Consider the following 15325-nt stretch of genomic DNA (forward strand, 5'->3'; position numbering starts at 1 on the left):
CCTCTGTCGCGCCTAAACCGGCGGCAACCGCCACTCAATCGGCGTCTCGCCATTCTGCTCAAGAAACTTGTTGGTCCGACTGAAGTGCCCGCACCCGAGAAAACCGCGATAAGCGGACAGCGGCGACGGATGCACCGACGTCAGCACCAGATGCTTGGTCGCATCGATCAGTTTCTGCTTGCTCTGGGCATGCGCGCCCCACAGCATGAACACCAGATGCGGTTGCTGCTGGCTGACCACTTCAATGATCCGATCCGTGAAAAACTGCCAGCCCTTGTCCTTGTGCGCATTGGCATTGGCGCGCTCAACGGTCATGGTGGTATTGAGCATCAACACGCCCTGTTCGGCCCAGCTCTGCAGGTAACCGTGATTGGGAATGTCAATGTTCAGGTCGCGCTTCAGCTCTTTATAGATGTTCACCAGCGACGGCGGCGCCGGCACGCCCGGTTGCACCGAGAAGCACAAGCCATGGGCCTGGCCCGGGCCGTGATACGGGTCCTGACCGAGTATCACCACTTTGACCTTGTCCAGCGGCGTCGAGTTGAGCGCGTTGAAAATCATCGGTCCCGGAGGATAGATTTCCTTGCCCGCCGCGCGCTCCTGTTGCAGGAAATTGCGCAACTCTGCCATGTAGGGCTGGTCGAACTCAGCACGCAGTGCCTCCTTCCAGCCCGGTTCGAGTTTGATACGGTCGTCAGCAGTCATGGTTACATCCGGCAAAAACAATGGGGCGAACCCTAGGAAAGCCCATCACGCTTGTCAATTGGTCTGACGCAGAACCGGCACTTTCCTGCATTGCGATCATACTGAACGCTCAAATTCCCGATCGAGGTCACGATGAATCTGCACTTCGAAGAACTCACCGGCACCGACGGCGCCCGCATCGGCGTTGCCAGCCTGGATGCCGAAAAGTCCCTGAACGCCCTGTCCTTGCCGATGATCAACGCCTTGCGCGATCAATTGGACGCTTGGGCCAAGGAGCCGCAAATCGTCTGCGTCTTATTACGCGGTAAAGGTGCCAAGGCCTTTTGCGCCGGCGGTGAAGTGCGCAGCCTGGTGGAAGCCTGTCGCGCGCATCCGGGTGAAGTACCGCCGCTGGCCGCGAATTTCTTTGCGGCGGAATACCGACTGGACTTCAGCCTGCACACCTACCCGAAACCGCTGATCTGCTGGGGCCATGGCTACGTTCTGGGCGGAGGCATGGGCCTCTTGCAAGGCGCGAGCATCCGTATCGTCACGCCGAGCACCCGATTGGCGATGCCGGAAATCAGCATTGGTTTGTATCCGGATGTCGGCGCCAGTTGGTTTCTGTCGCGCCTGCCCGGGAAGCTAGGTCTATTCCTCGGCCTGACCGGTGCGCACATGAACGGTCGGGATGCGATCGATCTGGACTTGGCCGACCGTTTCCTGCTCGATGAACAGCAAGAAGAGCTGATCGGAGGCTTGCTGCAGTTGAACTGGCAGGAACAGACACCGATGCAGCTCAACAGCCTGCTCAAGGCCTTGCAGCAGGAAGCGCTCGCGCAAATGCCCGAAGCCCAGTGGCTGCCGCGTCGTCAGCAGATCGATGAACTGTTGGACGTCAGTAACGTGCAATGCGCCTGGAAGGCCATCAGCCAACAGCGCGATAGCACCGACCTGCTACTCAGCCGTGCTGCGCGGACAATGAGTGAAGGTTCGCCGCTGACCGCTCATCTGGTGTGGGAGCAGATCATCCGCGCCCGACACCTCTCGCTGGCGCAGGTTTTTCAGATGGAATACACCTTGAGCCTCAACTGCTGCCGTCATCCGGAGTTCAGCGAAGGCGTGCGGGCGCGGTTGATCGACAAGGATCAAAAGCCGCACTGGCATTGGCCGGACATTAACAACGTGCCGGATGCGGTGGTGGAGGCGCATTTTCATAAGGTTTGGGAAGGTCGGCATCCGCTGGCGGACCTTTCCGAGTACTAAAATCCGGGCGCTACCCGCGATAGGCCGTATCAATAGGTCTATCGCGGGCGAGCCATCCTGTACGTTCCTAAGGACGATTAGTAGTCACCGCCCGTTTACCATCGACGTCATAACTAACTCTGAAGCCCATAAAATTCATTTATTTCCTTAATTGCCTCAGCCACACCCTCGTCATCACGTAAAAATATATCTTCCATATCTCTTAACGGGGGCAGAGGATGTAAAAGTTCGATCAGCTGGTTCGCAGTGTAGTCTTGAGGAGTCCTGTCTACGGCTTGTACTCTTATAAAACTTATCGCGGCATCACCCCCTGAAAAATGATTGGCCACTCGTATTTTTGGAGAAGCGCCATAATTCACCACTACGACGAGATCATTATTATCACGGTGAAACTTCAGCTGATGGATGGAGGCATCGAAATCCGTAAAATCGATTCCATCTATACCGCCAGATGCATTAACAATCAAATCCCTTCCCAGACCGTCATATTTGTAAATATCATTGCCCGCGCCGCCGCTTAAAGTATCGTTACCAGGCCCTCCCCATAGCGTATCGTCCCCTGCACCACCCGAGATCAAGTCATCGCCCTGCATGCCTCGTATCTCACCTGAGCCGCTCAAAGTGTCATTGCCTTGACCACCAACAAGAGGGAGCTTTCTACCATCCCGAAAAGAGATAGCCTCATCCGCATCATTGATCAGGACACCATGGTGGTAAGTATCAGGCGCGGGATCTAATTTACTATTAACTATAAGGTACTCCAAGCTAACGCTTGATCCATCTGCAAATTTTACAACCTCAATACCAGAACCACCAAGATCACTCGCATTCGGCAATACAATACGAACCTGCTGATCTTGCCCCCAAGAGATATCAAGTGTCGAATAAAGCATCTGCCCACGGGGCGGATTGCGATAGGTGCCGCGCTGTGGTTTTGGCGCCAACTCTATATTGACGACTTCGACTAATATGGCACCCCAACTTAACTGCAACTGCTCAAGGTTTATCCCTTCCGGAAGTCTAACGGTATCCGTATCGTCTAACCCGAACTCTGCTTTCCATCCGGCAACCCCAACTTCTGGACGAATAAATACAGGGCTTAACATATCCGCAATAATAGTAGTCGCTCCAGCATGCGCGCCTATTATATAAGTATCTGGACCGTTCTCACCGTAAAGCCAATCCTGCCCTGGGCCACTGACTAAATAATCCGCACCTTCTGATCCGAGCAGTGTATCGTTCCCTGCCCCGCCTAGAAGAAAAGCGCCGGGAGTCCTATCCCCATGCTCACCATAATTAACATTGGGGTCCTCATAAGCAACTATTAAGTCATCACCCATCCCGCCATGAAAAATATTTCCAACTTCGATATTTACCCTTCCGCCTGTATCGTCGCCCTGAACAACTTGATGCCTAATGGTTTCAGTCGTCACGTCCAGACTGAACTGCTTATAACTTAACTCGCCACCCCCGAAACTCTTACCAGAGTAAAAATACCAACCTTGAATGCCACCTATGGCACTTTTATTTTCAATAACAATCTCGCCAGCATTTACAGCGAACTCACCGTAGTTTAAACCAGACTTCTTAATGCATTTTTTCGATAATTCTCGGTTACGACCCTGTTCCTCTGTCATGTGCTCCGAGCCAACATAACAACTCATCGACAAGATGTAAAAAACCACAACCAAACCGAAAGCCAGTATCGCCTTACACCACCAATATTGGCCGCAACGAATTATCTTACGCACTTCAAACTCCATTTTAAAATGATAAATCCACCTATTTAATAAATCTAAAAATCGCCCCCCCCTAAAATAACTATTGCAATACCTCGCCCTATTGCGGTGACTGCAAAGCCTGGCCGAATCACGCCACCATTGCGACATACCGGAATTGCCCAGGAAATTTTTTATAGATAATAAACACACTCATGATTTAGTTGACTTTCTGCTCGTACACCCTCGTCTCATTGAAGTTTTTTTCAACATCAATACGAATGCACAAACGCTAACAAACGCGCAGAAATAAAAATGTAGGAGGGTTCCGAGAACGCCCGAGGAGATGGAGCAAGGAGGGTGAATTTCGAATCGAGCAGGCCACCGCGGTTCCTTGAGGCCGTCACCTAAACCCCAGTCATGACCTGCGAACCCTATCTCTGGCGCATAAAAAAAGCGGCGCTTGATGCGCCGCTTTATCGAGGATGTTCGGTGGAGACTACCGGTGACTGCCGCGACCATCATGACTGCCCCGTCCGCCCCGGTTATCGCGTCCGCCGTGGCCGCCGCGATTATCGTTGCTCCAGTTGCCACGGTTACGACCGTCCCAACCGCCGCGGCTATGACCGTCCCAGCCGCGACTCTGATGAGCCCGGTAGTCGCCTCGTGGCGACGGCTGGTAATAACGCGGTGCCGGTTGATAAACCCGCGGCTGGTGGTAATACCGCGGTGTTGGCTGGTAATAGCGTGCCGGAGGTGCGTAATACCGGCGCGGTGACGTGTAATAACCGCCATTGGAGTAGTAAGGCCCGCCACCGGAGTAATACGGCGCTGGGGACGTGTAGACCTCGGAACTGTAGTAGCTGCCTCCTCCATCGGCATAGGGTACGCACGCAACAACAGACACACCCAACACGGCAATCAGAAGAATTCGGCGGAGCTGTTTTCGACAGAGCATGGCGGCCTCCTGGACCGCGAGTGAGCCACACCAGCGACGCTGGCGAGCGACAGTCAATTATTCGGTGACTGTCGAAAGATCAGACATCGATTTCGAAATCCGGTGCGGTCTTGCAACAAGTTGAAACATCTCGCCGATGAAAGGTTTTTCATCTATTCACGTGCTGATTAGTGGTGGCCACCGCGATATCCACCGCCGTAATAACGTGGCGCATGCCCGCCCCAATAGTAGTAGCGATAGCCGCCATAAAAGCGCGGGCCATAGTAATAGCGCGGGCCGTAATAGTAGGAATACGGCGCATAGCCGGGATAGTAATAAGGTGTGGAATACACGTCGTAGGAGCCGGCGTAGTAGTAGCAACCGGACAGCCCGACACCAAGCACAACACCCAGCAACAGTCGACGCAACATGGCGGCCTCCTGAAAGACCCGCAGCCGATACAGGCCGGCTGACACCTGTTTTGACTGGCAATGCGATGGCGAGTGCCGGACTACTCCGACCTTCGGATCAGCGGCCAGCCACGCTGCATCTCAGTGCACGGACGCACCATCACAAAGCAACGAACCTGCCCTTCCACCCTGCCTGCTAATGGCAATCCCTCGGTCCAGAGCGCTTCGGGCGACTTGGCACGGCTCTCGCTTTAACAAACCCGTGCAGGAGTCATCACAGGTTCGCGGCACCACAATTTGCAATGGCTGACTAGGGTTCCGGCTCGCTGACGCGAGTGACTGGTCCGAGAGTTGGCGACCTCCAGTTGAGGTTACACGGCGGGACAAAAGCCCGGGAGACAAGCCACCGTTCACGGTGTGCCGCGTTGACTCCTGCCCGCCCTTGATCAACTGGAGAACCACCCATGCTCAAGCTTCGTTTACCCGCCCTCCTCGCCGCTGCGTTCGCAGCCTTCGTGAGCGTCTCGTCCCAGGCTGCGCAAAAAGACCACTTCAGCGTCTGCTGGACCATTTACGCCGGTTGGATGCCGTGGGAATACGCCGGCAGCCAAGGCATCGTCGACAAATGGGCGAAGAAGTACGGCATCAAGATTGATGTGGTGCAGCTCAATGACTACGTCGAATCCATCAACCAATACACCGCCGGCCAGTTCGACGGCTGCACCATGACCAACATGGATGCGCTGACCATTCCGGCCGCCGGTGGCGTCGACAGCACCGCGCTGATCGTCAGCGACTTTTCCAACGGCAACGACGGCATCGTGCTCAAGGGCGACGGCAAGAAAGTCAGCGACCTCAAGGGCATGAACGTCAATCTGGTCGAGCTGTCGGTTTCCCACTATTTGCTGGCACGGGCACTGGATTCGGTGGACCTCACCGAGAAAGACCTGAAAGTGGTCAACACCTCCGACGCCGACATCTCCGCCGCTTTCAATACCGATCAGGTCAACGCCGTCACCACCTGGAACCCGATGCTTTCGGACATCAAGGCCAAGCCGGGCGTGACCGAAGTCTTCAACTCCAGCCAGATCCCCGGCGAAATCATGGACATGATGGTGGTCAACAGCGCCACCCTCAAAGACAACCCGGCCCTGGGTAAAGCGTTGACCGGCGCGTGGTTCGAAGTGGTCGAGTTGATGAACGCGAAAAACGCCGCCAGCAAAGCCGCGCTTGAACACATGGCCAAAGCCTCTGGCACCGACCTCGCGGGTTTCCAGGCGCAACTCGACACCACCAAATTGTTCGCCACACCGAAAGAAGCCCTGGCGTTCTCCACCAGCAAGCAACTGCCGGACACCATGCGCAAGGTCGCCGAGTTTTCCTTTCAGCACGGCTTGCTCGGTGAAGGCGCCAAGGACACCAGCGCCGTCGGCATGGCCTTCGCCAATGGTGTGACCAGCGGCGACAAGACCAACCTCAAGCTGCGCTTCGACCCGAGTTACGTGCAGATGGCCGCCGACGCCAAGCTGTAAGAAGAGGACCTGGCCATGCGCCTGATCAATCGCCACCCGGATCGTCCGAGTCGCCTGTTGTTGGTGATCCTGCCGTTCGCCCTGGTGCTGTTCGCCTACTTCATGGGCTCGGTCGAGCGACTGACGGACAACCCCAACGACAAACTGTTGCCGAGCGCCGTGCAGATGACCGACGCGGTGAAGCGCCTGGCGTTCACCGCCGACAGTCGCACCGGCGAATACGTGCTGTGGCAAGACACCGCGTCCAGCTTGCGTCGGCTCGCGATCGGCCTCGGCATCAGCGCACTGGCCGGGCTGTGCCTGGGCATCTCCGCCGGGACGTTGCCGCTGTTTGGCGCGCCGTTGTCGCCGCTGCTGACGGTGCTGTCGATGGTGCCGCCGCTGGCGATTCTGCCGATTCTGTTCATCGTGTTCGGTCTTGGGGAGTTGTCGAAAGTGATGCTGATCGTGATCGGCATCACCCCGTGCCTGGCGCGGGACATGGAACAGCGCGCCCGGGAAATTCCGGTGGAGTTGCTGATCAAGGCCCAGACCCTCGGCGCTTCAACCTGGACTCTGATGCTGCGTGTGGTGCTGCCGCAATTGCTGCCGCGCCTGCTGATCTCGCTGCGGCTGATGCTCGGTTCAGCGTGGTTGTTCCTGATCGCCGCCGAAGCCATCGCTTCCACCGACGGCCTCGGTTACCGGATTTTCCTCGTGCGTCGCTACCTCGCGATGGATGTGATTCTGCCGTACGTGGTGTGGATCACCCTGCTCGCCTGGCTGATGGACTGGGGCCTTAAACGCCTGACTCAGCGTGCGTTTCCCTGGTATGAAGGAGCCCGCGCATGAGCTTCATCACCGTAAAAAACGTCTGGCAGCAATACGCCGATCAGGTGGTGCTTGAAGGCTTGAACCTGAACGTCAACGAAGGTGAGTTCTGCACTTTGGTCGGCGCGTCAGGTTGCGGCAAATCGACCTTCCTGCGGCTGTTGCTCGGCCAGGAACGCGCCAGTCGCGGCGAGATTCTGCTGGATGGCCAGGCCCTGGCCGGCGAGCCGGATGCGAGCCGTGGCGTGGTGTTCCAGCGCTACTCGGTGTTCCCGCACCTGACCGTGCTGGACAACGTCGCCCTCGGCCTCGAACTGCCGCGCTCGCCGCTGCTTGGGCGGTTGTTCGGCAGCGCTAAAAAAGATGCGCGGGAGCAGGCCTCGGTGCTGCTGCACAAAGTGGGTCTCGGTCACTCGCTGGACAAGTACCCGGCGCAGCTCTCCGGCGGCATGCAACAACGGTTGGCCATCGCCCAGGCGCTGATCATGAAACCCCGCGTGTTGCTGCTCGACGAACCGTTCGGCGCCCTCGATCCGGGCATCCGCAAAGACATGCACACCTTACTCCTGGAGCTGTGGCGCGAGACGCAACTGACGGTGTTCATGGTCACCCACGACCTGTCCGAAGGTTTCAGCCTCGGCACCCGTTTGCTGGTGTTCGACAAGGTCCGCGTCGACCCGCACGCCCCCGGCGCCTATGGCGCGCGCATCACCTACGACATCCCTTTGAACAGCGACCGCCGCGCCCATCGCGCCGCCGTCGATGCCTTGCCGGCTGAGCTGGCAGGCACGCTTCGTATCGCTTAGAGGAATCTGAACATGACTGATTCGACCCAACTGTTCCCGCCCTTCGCCGAAGAAATGCTCCCCGGTGGCGGCCATCGTTCCTTCGTCCTGAAACGCGGCCAACTGCTGCGCCTGACCGACCTGCGCGGTGGCGCCAACGTCAGCCTGACGCTGCTCAACGCCAATGAAAAAACCGAACGTCTGAACCTGCCCGACAGCCTCAAATGCCAACACACCGCCAAGCTCACCACTGGCCATTGCCTCTACTCGGACATGGGCCGGGTGCTGGCGGCAATAACCGCCGACACCTGCGGTTGGAGCGACAGCCTCGGCGGCGTGCTCTGCGCTGAGGAAGTCTCGGAAAAGTACGGTGCGGGCCGCTATCAGGAACTGCGCAACGGCTTCTTCCGCAACGGCACCGACAACCTCTTGGTGGAACTCGGCAAGTGGGGTTTGGGCCTGTCGGATCTGCTGATGACCCTTAACTTCTTCAGCCGCGTGAACGTCGATGAAGCCGGGCGTTTCCACTTCGTCGAAGGCAACTCCAAGGCCGGTGATTACATCGAGTTGTACGCACCGATGGACACGCTGGTGGTGCTCACCGCCCTGCAACATCCGATGGACCCGTCGCCGGAATACGCACCGAAACCACTGAAGTTGAGCTGGATGAACGCCGACGCCAGCGTTGCCGAACACTGCCGCACCTCGCGCCCGGAAAACGAGCGCGGCTTCATCAACACCGACCGTTTGTTTGCCTGAGGATCGCTGCCATGTCACTCGCAATCGCTACTACTCAAAAGCATCCAGAGACAGCGGTCTACCGCGCCACCATCCCGGCCGGCGAACCGTGGCTGATGGAAGTCAAGGCTGGCCAGACCCTGCGCATCCTCGACCTGGAAGGCAATCAGGCGGTCGATACCTTGTTCTACAGCGTCGCCAATCCGAAAGAACGCTACGACGTGCAACGCACCTTGCGCCGGCAAAACAGCGTCTACCTGAGCACCGGCACTGTGCTGTATTCCAACCTCGGCAAACCGATGCTGACCATCGTCGCCGACACCTGCGGCCGCCACGACACCCTCGGCGGTGCCTGTGCGCAAGAGAGCAACACCGTGCGTTACGCACTGGAAAAACGCTACATGCACAGCTGCCGCGACAACTACCTGCGCGCCTGCGTCCACGATGGGCGACTGGGCAAGGGCGACATCGGGCCGAACATCAATTTCTTCATGAACGTGCCGGTCACGGCGGATGGCGGGCTGACGTTTGAAGACGGGATTTCGGCGCCGGGCAAGTACGTGGACCTGCGGGCGGAGATGGATGTGATCGTGCTGATTTCCAATTGCCCGCAACTGAATAATCCGTGCAATGCCTACAACCCTACGCCTGCGGAGTTACTGGTATGGAACTGAAATTAGTGCAGTTGCGCAAATGGTTGTTTGCACTGTGCCAGGCCCGTTCAGGGCAGTGCCTCAAATCTCCAGAGCACCACTAAACCCTGTGGGAGCGAGCCTGCTCGCGATGACGGTTCAACATTCAACACCTATGTTGCCTGACACGCCGCCATCGCGAGCAGGCTCGCTCCCACATGAGGTCGGTGGTGTTTGGGAGTGAAGTGATTCTTCCGCCGGGGACGACCCCGGCGCCTATCGAAAAACTGCGGGACGGCCCGCATCCCAGGTCGAGGCTGATGCGCTATCGCCTCCGGGGGTTATGCCATGTTCGAAAAAGTCCTGATTGCCAACCGTGGCGCCATCGCCTGCCGCATCCTGCGCACCTTGCGTGAATTGCACGTCAACGGCGTCGCCGTGTACTCCGAAGCCGATGCCGCAAGCCTGCACATTCTGCAAGCCGATGAAGCCCACAGCCTCGGTGAAGGTGCAGCGGCCGGCACCTACCTGGCGGTCGACAAAATCCTCGCCATCGCCAAAGCCACCGGCGCCACGGCGATTCATCCCGGCTACGGTTTCCTCTCGGAAAACGCCGCGTTCGCCGAAGCCTGCGAAGCCGCCGACATCGCCTTCATCGGTCCGACGCCAGAACAGCTGCGCGTGTTCGGCCTCAAACACACTGCACGCGCATTGGCCAAGCAACACGGCGTGCCGATGCTCGAAGGCACCGAGTTGCTCGACAGCCTCGACGCGGCGCTGATCGCCGGTGAACAGGTCGGTTACCCGGTGATGCTCAAAAGCACCGCCGGCGGTGGCGGCATCGGCATGCGCGTGTGCCGCAGTGCGGCCGAGTTGAGCGAATCCTTCGAAGCGGTGAAACGCCTCGGCCAGAACAATTTCAGCGACGCTGGGGTGTTCATCGAGAAGTACATCCAGCGCGCGCGGCACCTGGAAGTTCAGGTGTTCGGCGACGGTCGCGGTGAAGTGATCGCCCTCGGCGTACGCGATTGCTCGGTACAGCGCCGCAACCAGAAAGTCCTCGAAGAAACCCCGGCGCCCAACCTGCCTGAAGGTATGGCCGAGGCGCTTTGCGCCGCTGCGATCAAACTGGCCAAGGCCGTGAATTACCGCAGTGCCGGCACCGTGGAATTCGTCTTCGACAGCGAAGACCAGCGTTTCTACTTTCTGGAAGTGAACACCCGTTTGCAGGTAGAGCACGGCGTCACCGAACAGGTGTGGGGCGTGGACCTGGTGCGCTGGATGGTGGAACTGGCGGCCGGGGATTTGCCGCCGTTGAGCGTGTTGAGCCAGGGCTTGAAAGCCGACGGCCATGCGATTCAGGCACGGCTGTATGCGGAAGACCCGGGGCGTGATTTTCAGCCAAGCCCCGGTTTGCTGACCGCTGTCAATTTCCCCGTCGCCGACGGCAAGCAGCTGCGCATCGACACCTGGGTCGAAGCCGGTTGCGAAATTCCGCCGTACTTCGATCCGATGATCGCCAAGGTCATTTGCTGGGCGCCGACCCGTGAAGAAGCGCGTGCCGATCTGCATCAAGCATTGGGCGACAGTCTGCTCTACGGTGTGGAAACCAACCGCGATTATCTGCGGCAGATTTTGCTCGATGCGCCGTTCGCCAGCGGTCAGCCGTGGACCCGCTGCCTCGAACACCTGGTCTATCAGGCCAACACTTTTGAAGTACTCAGCGCCGGTACACAAACCAGTGTTCAGGACTATCCCGGACGACTTGGATACTGGGCCGTGGGCGTGCCGCCGTCGGGGCCGATGGACAGTCGCGCGCTGCGCTTGGGCAACCTATTGCTGGGTAACGAAGAAGGTGCCGCCGCGCTGGAAATCACCATGAGCGGGCCGTTGCTGCGCTTCAATTGCGACGCGGTGGTGGCGGTCACTGGGGCAGTGATTCCGCTGACGTTGAACGGTGAAACCGTCGCGATGAACACAGTGCTGCTGATTCCAGCCGGTGCCACGCTGAGCCTCGGGACGATTGCCGGTGCGGGCGCTCGCAGCTATCTGTGCCTGCGCGGCGGTCTGCAGGTGCCGGATTATCTGGGCAGTAAAAGTACCTTCACCCTTGGCCAATTTGGCGGGCATGGTGGTCGGGCGTTGCGGGCGGGCGACGTGTTGCATGTACCTGTTTTGAGCGACCGCAGCAACGGCGATCAACTACCTGAAGAACAGGTCACCGAGTTGCCTGTCGTTCGACAAATCCGAGTGATTTATGGCCCGCATGGCGCACCGGAATATTTCACCGAGAACTACATCGGCACCTTCTTCGCGACTCAGTGGGAAGTGCATTTCAACTCCAGCCGCACCGGTGTGCGGTTGATCGGCCCGAAGCCTGAATGGGTACGTGCGGACGGTGGCGAGGCGGGGCTGCATCCGTCGAATATTCATGACAATCCGTATGCCATTGGCGCGGTGGACTTCACCGGGGACATGCCGGTGATTCTCGGGCCGGATGGTCCGAGTCTGGGTGGGTTTGTGTGCCCGGTGACAGTGATTGAAGCGGACCTTTGGCAGCTGGGGCAATTGAAGGCTGGCGACAAAGTCCAGTTCCTCCCGGTCGATCTCAAGACCGCCCGCACTCTCGCCCTGAAATGGAATACCCCCTGTGGGAGCGAGCCTGCTCGCGATGAGGGCAGCACATTCAGCATTGATGAGACTGACACACCGCTATCGCGAGCAGGCTCGCTCCCACAGGGGATTGTGTCGCCAGTGGTGCTGGATTTGGGCCAAGGAGATACGCGGTTGGTTGCACGTCTTTCGGGGGATACGCATCTTCTGCTGGAAATCGGCGCGCCGGAACTGGACCTTGTTCTGCGCTTCCGCGCCCACGCCCTCATGCAAGCCCTGGAAAGCAAACACCTGCACGGCGTTATCGACCTGACCCCGGGCATCCGCTCACTGCAAGTGCACTACCAACCCGAACAACTCCCGCTGACCGATCTGCTCGGCATCGTCGCCGGTGAATGGGACGCGGTGTGCGCCGCCAAGGACCTGCAAGTCCCCTCGCGTATCGTCCATCTGCCACTGTCCTGGGACGACCCGGCTTGCCAGTTGGCAATCGAGAAATACATGACCACCGTGCGCAAGGACGCGCCGTGGTGCCCGAGCAATCTGGAGTTCATCCGTCGCATCAACGACCTGCCGAACCTCGACGAAGTACAGCGCACGGTGTTCGACGCCAGTTACCTGGTGATGGGCCTGGGTGACGTGTACCTCGGCGCGCCGGTCGCCACCCCGCTCGACCCGCGTCACCGTCTGGTGACCACCAAGTACAACCCGGCCCGCACCTGGACCGCGGAAAACTCGGTGGGCATCGGTGGCGCCTACATGTGCGTTTACGGCATGGAAGGCCCCGGCGGTTATCAGTTCGTCGGTCGTACGTTGCAGATGTGGAACCGCTACCGCGAAGTCGCCGCGTTCGATGGCAAACCGTGGCTGCTGCGCTTCTTCGATCAGATTCGCTTCTACCCGGTGAGCGCTGATGAACTGCTGCGCATCCGCCGGGATTTCCCGCTCGGGCGCTTCGATCTGAACATCGAACACAGCCAGTTGAACCTCGCGGATTACCAGGCGTTCCTGGCGAATGAAGCCGAGACCATTGCTGCGTTTCGCGAGCAGCAACAAGGCGCGTTCAATGCCGAGCGCGAGCGCTGGATCGCCAGCGGCCAGGCGCATTTCGACAGTGAAGAACCGGCCCCGGAAACCACCGAAGACGCACCGCTTGCCAGTGGTGAAATGAGCGTCGACAGCCACATCGCCGGCAACCTCTGGCAGGTTCAGGTGCAGACCGGCAGCCGCGTGGCCGCCGGTGATGTGCTGGTAATTCTGGAGTCGATGAAGATGGAAATTCCGCTGCTCGCACCCATGGCCGGCGTGGTGCGCGAGATCCGCGTGCAACCGGGTTCGGCGGTGCGCACCGGACAGCGCGTCGTGGTGCTGGAACTCGACTGAACCCATTTGAAAAAGGAATAACGCCATGACGATCAATCTGCAACTCGACGCCCTGCGCAGTGCTTACCGCGTCGGCAACATCACGCCACGTCAATTACTGCTGAGTCTGCGCGATAGAGCCGCGGCACTGAACCCGGACTATCACCTGTTCATCCACTTGCTCAGTGTTGAAGAACTGGAACCGTACCTCGCCGCACTCGACGGTCGGGACATCGACAGCCTGCCGCTGTACGGCGTGCCATTCGCGATCAAGGACAACATCGATCTGGCGGGCATTCCGACCACCGCTGCATGCCCGGCGTTTGCCTATGTGCCGGAGCAGTCGGCAACCATCGTCGAGCAGTTGCTGGCGCTGGGCGCGATTCCGCTGGGCAAGACCAATCTTGATCAGTTCGCCACCGGGCTCAACGGCAGTCGCTCGCCGTATGGCGCCTGCCCGAACAGCGTGTTGCCGGAGTATCCGTCGGGCGGTTCCAGCGCCGGGTCTTCGCTGGCGGTGGCGCTAGGGGTGGCGAGTTTTTCGTTGGGCACGGACACCGCAGGTTCCGGGCGCGTGCCGGCGGCGCTGAACAATCTGGTGGGGATGAAAGCCACCAAAGGTTTGATCTCCACGGCGGGTGTGGTGCCGGCGTGTCGCACGCTCGATTGCGTGACGACGTTTACCGCGACGGCGCGGGAGGCGAGCCAGTTGCTGGCGCTCACCGCACACCTTGATCCGCGGGACGAATACAGCCGCAGCAATCCGCTGTGGAATGACGGCTCGGCGTTTGGCACTCCGCGTCCCTTCCGCTTTGGCGTGCCGCGTGCGCAGGACCTGGAGTTCTTCGGTTGCCCGGAAGGGCCGTTGTTGTTTGGTGATGCCATCGATCAGCTCAAGGCGTTGGGTGGTGAAGCGGTGGAACTCGATATGTCGCCGTTCCTCCAAGCCGCGCGTTTGCTTTACGAAGGCCCATGGGTGGCGGAGCGCTACAGCGTCGCCGGTGAGTTGATGGAGCAAAATCCTCAAGCTGTGTTACCGGTGATTCGCGCCGTATTGGCCAAGGCGCCAGCGGTGAGCGGCGTGCAAACGTTCCGCGCGCAGTATCGGTTGCAAGCGTTGAAAACCCTTTGCGACAAGGCGCTGGAAGGACTCGATTGCGTGGTCACGCCGACCATCGGCCGTCCCGTGACGTTGGCGGAACTTGAGGCTGAACCGGTGCTGCGTAATTCGGAACTGGGTTACTACACCAACTTCATGAACCTGCTCGATTACGCTGCCGTCGCGGTGCCGAGCGGGTTCATGGGCAATGGTTTGCCGTGGGGTGTGACGGTGTTTGGTCGGGCGTTTACCGATCAGTATTTGTTGAGCGTGGCGGATGCGTTTCAACGTCGTTCGGATGCGCCTGCATCTTCGGCAGTCGCCCGCAATGACCGCGCTCGGTTGGTGGTGTGCGGTGCGCATCTGGATGGATTGGCGCTGAACTGGCAACTGAAGCGACGCGGCGCGACGTTGGTCGAGTCAACGTTCAGCTCACCGGACTATCAACTGTATGCACTGGCCGGTGGTCCGCCGTTCCGTCCGGGGATGGTTCGGGTGAAGGAAGGCGGCGTGGCGATTGCGGTGGAAGTGTGGGAATTGCCGAGCAGTGAACTGGGTTCGTTCCTGACCGGGATTCCGGCGCCACTGGGGTTGGGCAAGGTGCAACTGGCGGATGGGCGTTGGGAGAGCGGGTTTATTTGTGAGCAGTATGGGTTGGAGGGTGCGGTGGATATCAGTCATCTCGGTGGATGGCGTGCGTATCTGACAGATCGGCGTTGATCTCACGATTCGCGGGCAA

General features: G+C 59.0%; 12 protein-coding genes and 1 riboswitch. Of the genes, 8 read left to right on the forward strand and 4 right to left on the reverse strand.

What is annotated here, in order from left to right:
• Nucleotides 1-12: 12 nt before the first annotated feature.
• Nucleotides 13-705 (reverse strand): uracil-DNA glycosylase, encoded by a 693-nt coding sequence (gene ung / locus ACA066_RS21815; protein ID WP_090453656.1) that lies wholly within the window; start codon nucleotides 703-705, stop codon nucleotides 13-15.
• 132 nt (nucleotides 706-837) lie between these two features.
• Between ung and dspII the strand changes: the two genes are divergently transcribed.
• Nucleotides 838-1950 (forward strand): enoyl-CoA hydratase/isomerase DspII, encoded by a 1113-nt coding sequence (dspII, locus tag ACA066_RS21820; protein WP_497696586.1) that lies wholly within the window; start codon nucleotides 838-840, stop codon nucleotides 1948-1950.
• Between the two features lie 113 nt (nucleotides 1951-2063).
• Here the strand turns inward: dspII and ACA066_RS21825 are convergent, their stop codons facing one another.
• From ACA066_RS21825 to ACA066_RS21835, 3 genes are all read right to left on the reverse strand, one after another.
• Nucleotides 2064-3701: a hypothetical protein gene (locus ACA066_RS21825; RefSeq protein ID WP_497696587.1), complete on the reverse strand. Its 1638-nt coding sequence runs from the start codon at nucleotides 3699-3701 to the stop codon at nucleotides 2064-2066.
• A gap of 466 nt (nucleotides 3702-4167) precedes the next feature.
• Entirely contained in the window at nucleotides 4168-4626 is a 459-nt protein-coding gene (locus ACA066_RS21830; protein WP_497696588.1) for a hypothetical protein, read from the reverse strand.
• A 167-nt stretch (nucleotides 4627-4793) separates the two neighbouring features.
• Nucleotides 4794-5036 (reverse strand): hypothetical protein, encoded by a 243-nt coding sequence (locus tag ACA066_RS21835; RefSeq protein WP_497696589.1) that lies wholly within the window; start codon nucleotides 5034-5036, stop codon nucleotides 4794-4796.
• A gap of 278 nt (nucleotides 5037-5314) precedes the next feature.
• A riboswitch (guanidine-I (ykkC/yxkD leader) is annotated at nucleotides 5315-5415 on the forward strand.
• A 64-nt stretch (nucleotides 5416-5479) separates the two neighbouring features.
• On the opposite strand from ACA066_RS21835, the gene ACA066_RS21840 reads away from it, so the two are divergent.
• The 7 genes from ACA066_RS21840 to atzF all read left to right on the forward strand — a co-directional run bounded on the left by ACA066_RS21840 (nucleotide 5480) and on the right by atzF (nucleotide 15306).
• The gene (locus ACA066_RS21840) at nucleotides 5480-6547 is read left to right on the forward strand and encodes a putative urea ABC transporter substrate-binding protein (protein WP_497696590.1); all 1068 of its coding nucleotides are present in this window, start codon (nucleotides 5480-5482) and stop codon (nucleotides 6545-6547) included.
• A 15-nt stretch (nucleotides 6548-6562) separates the two neighbouring features.
• A complete protein-coding gene (locus ACA066_RS21845; RefSeq protein WP_497696591.1) occupies nucleotides 6563-7378 on the forward strand; it encodes an ABC transporter permease in 816 nt (271 codons plus the stop codon).
• Entirely contained in the window at nucleotides 7375-8163 is a 789-nt protein-coding gene (locus ACA066_RS21850) for an ABC transporter ATP-binding protein (protein ID WP_497696592.1), read from the forward strand. Before ACA066_RS21845 ends, ACA066_RS21850 begins: the two co-directional genes overlap by 4 nt.
• Nucleotides 8164-8175: 12 nt before the next feature.
• The gene (locus ACA066_RS21855) at nucleotides 8176-8901 is read left to right on the forward strand and encodes an urea amidolyase associated protein UAAP1 (RefSeq protein WP_497696593.1); all 726 of its coding nucleotides are present in this window, start codon (nucleotides 8176-8178) and stop codon (nucleotides 8899-8901) included.
• An 11-nt stretch (nucleotides 8902-8912) separates the two neighbouring features.
• A complete protein-coding gene (locus ACA066_RS21860; RefSeq protein ID WP_497696594.1) occupies nucleotides 8913-9554 on the forward strand; it encodes an urea amidolyase associated protein UAAP2 in 642 nt (213 codons plus the stop codon).
• A 306-nt stretch (nucleotides 9555-9860) separates the two neighbouring features.
• Nucleotides 9861-13508, forward strand: coding sequence for an urea carboxylase (gene uca / locus ACA066_RS21865; protein WP_497696595.1), 3648 nt, complete (start codon nucleotides 9861-9863; stop codon nucleotides 13506-13508).
• Between the two features lie 25 nt (nucleotides 13509-13533).
• On the forward strand, nucleotides 13534-15306 hold the full coding sequence (gene atzF, locus ACA066_RS21870; RefSeq protein WP_497696596.1) for an allophanate hydrolase: 1773 nt from the start codon (nucleotides 13534-13536) through the stop codon (nucleotides 15304-15306).
• Nucleotides 15307-15325: the final 19 nt, after the last annotated feature.

It is taken from the genome of Pseudomonas sp. LBUM1651 (assembly GCF_059716135.1).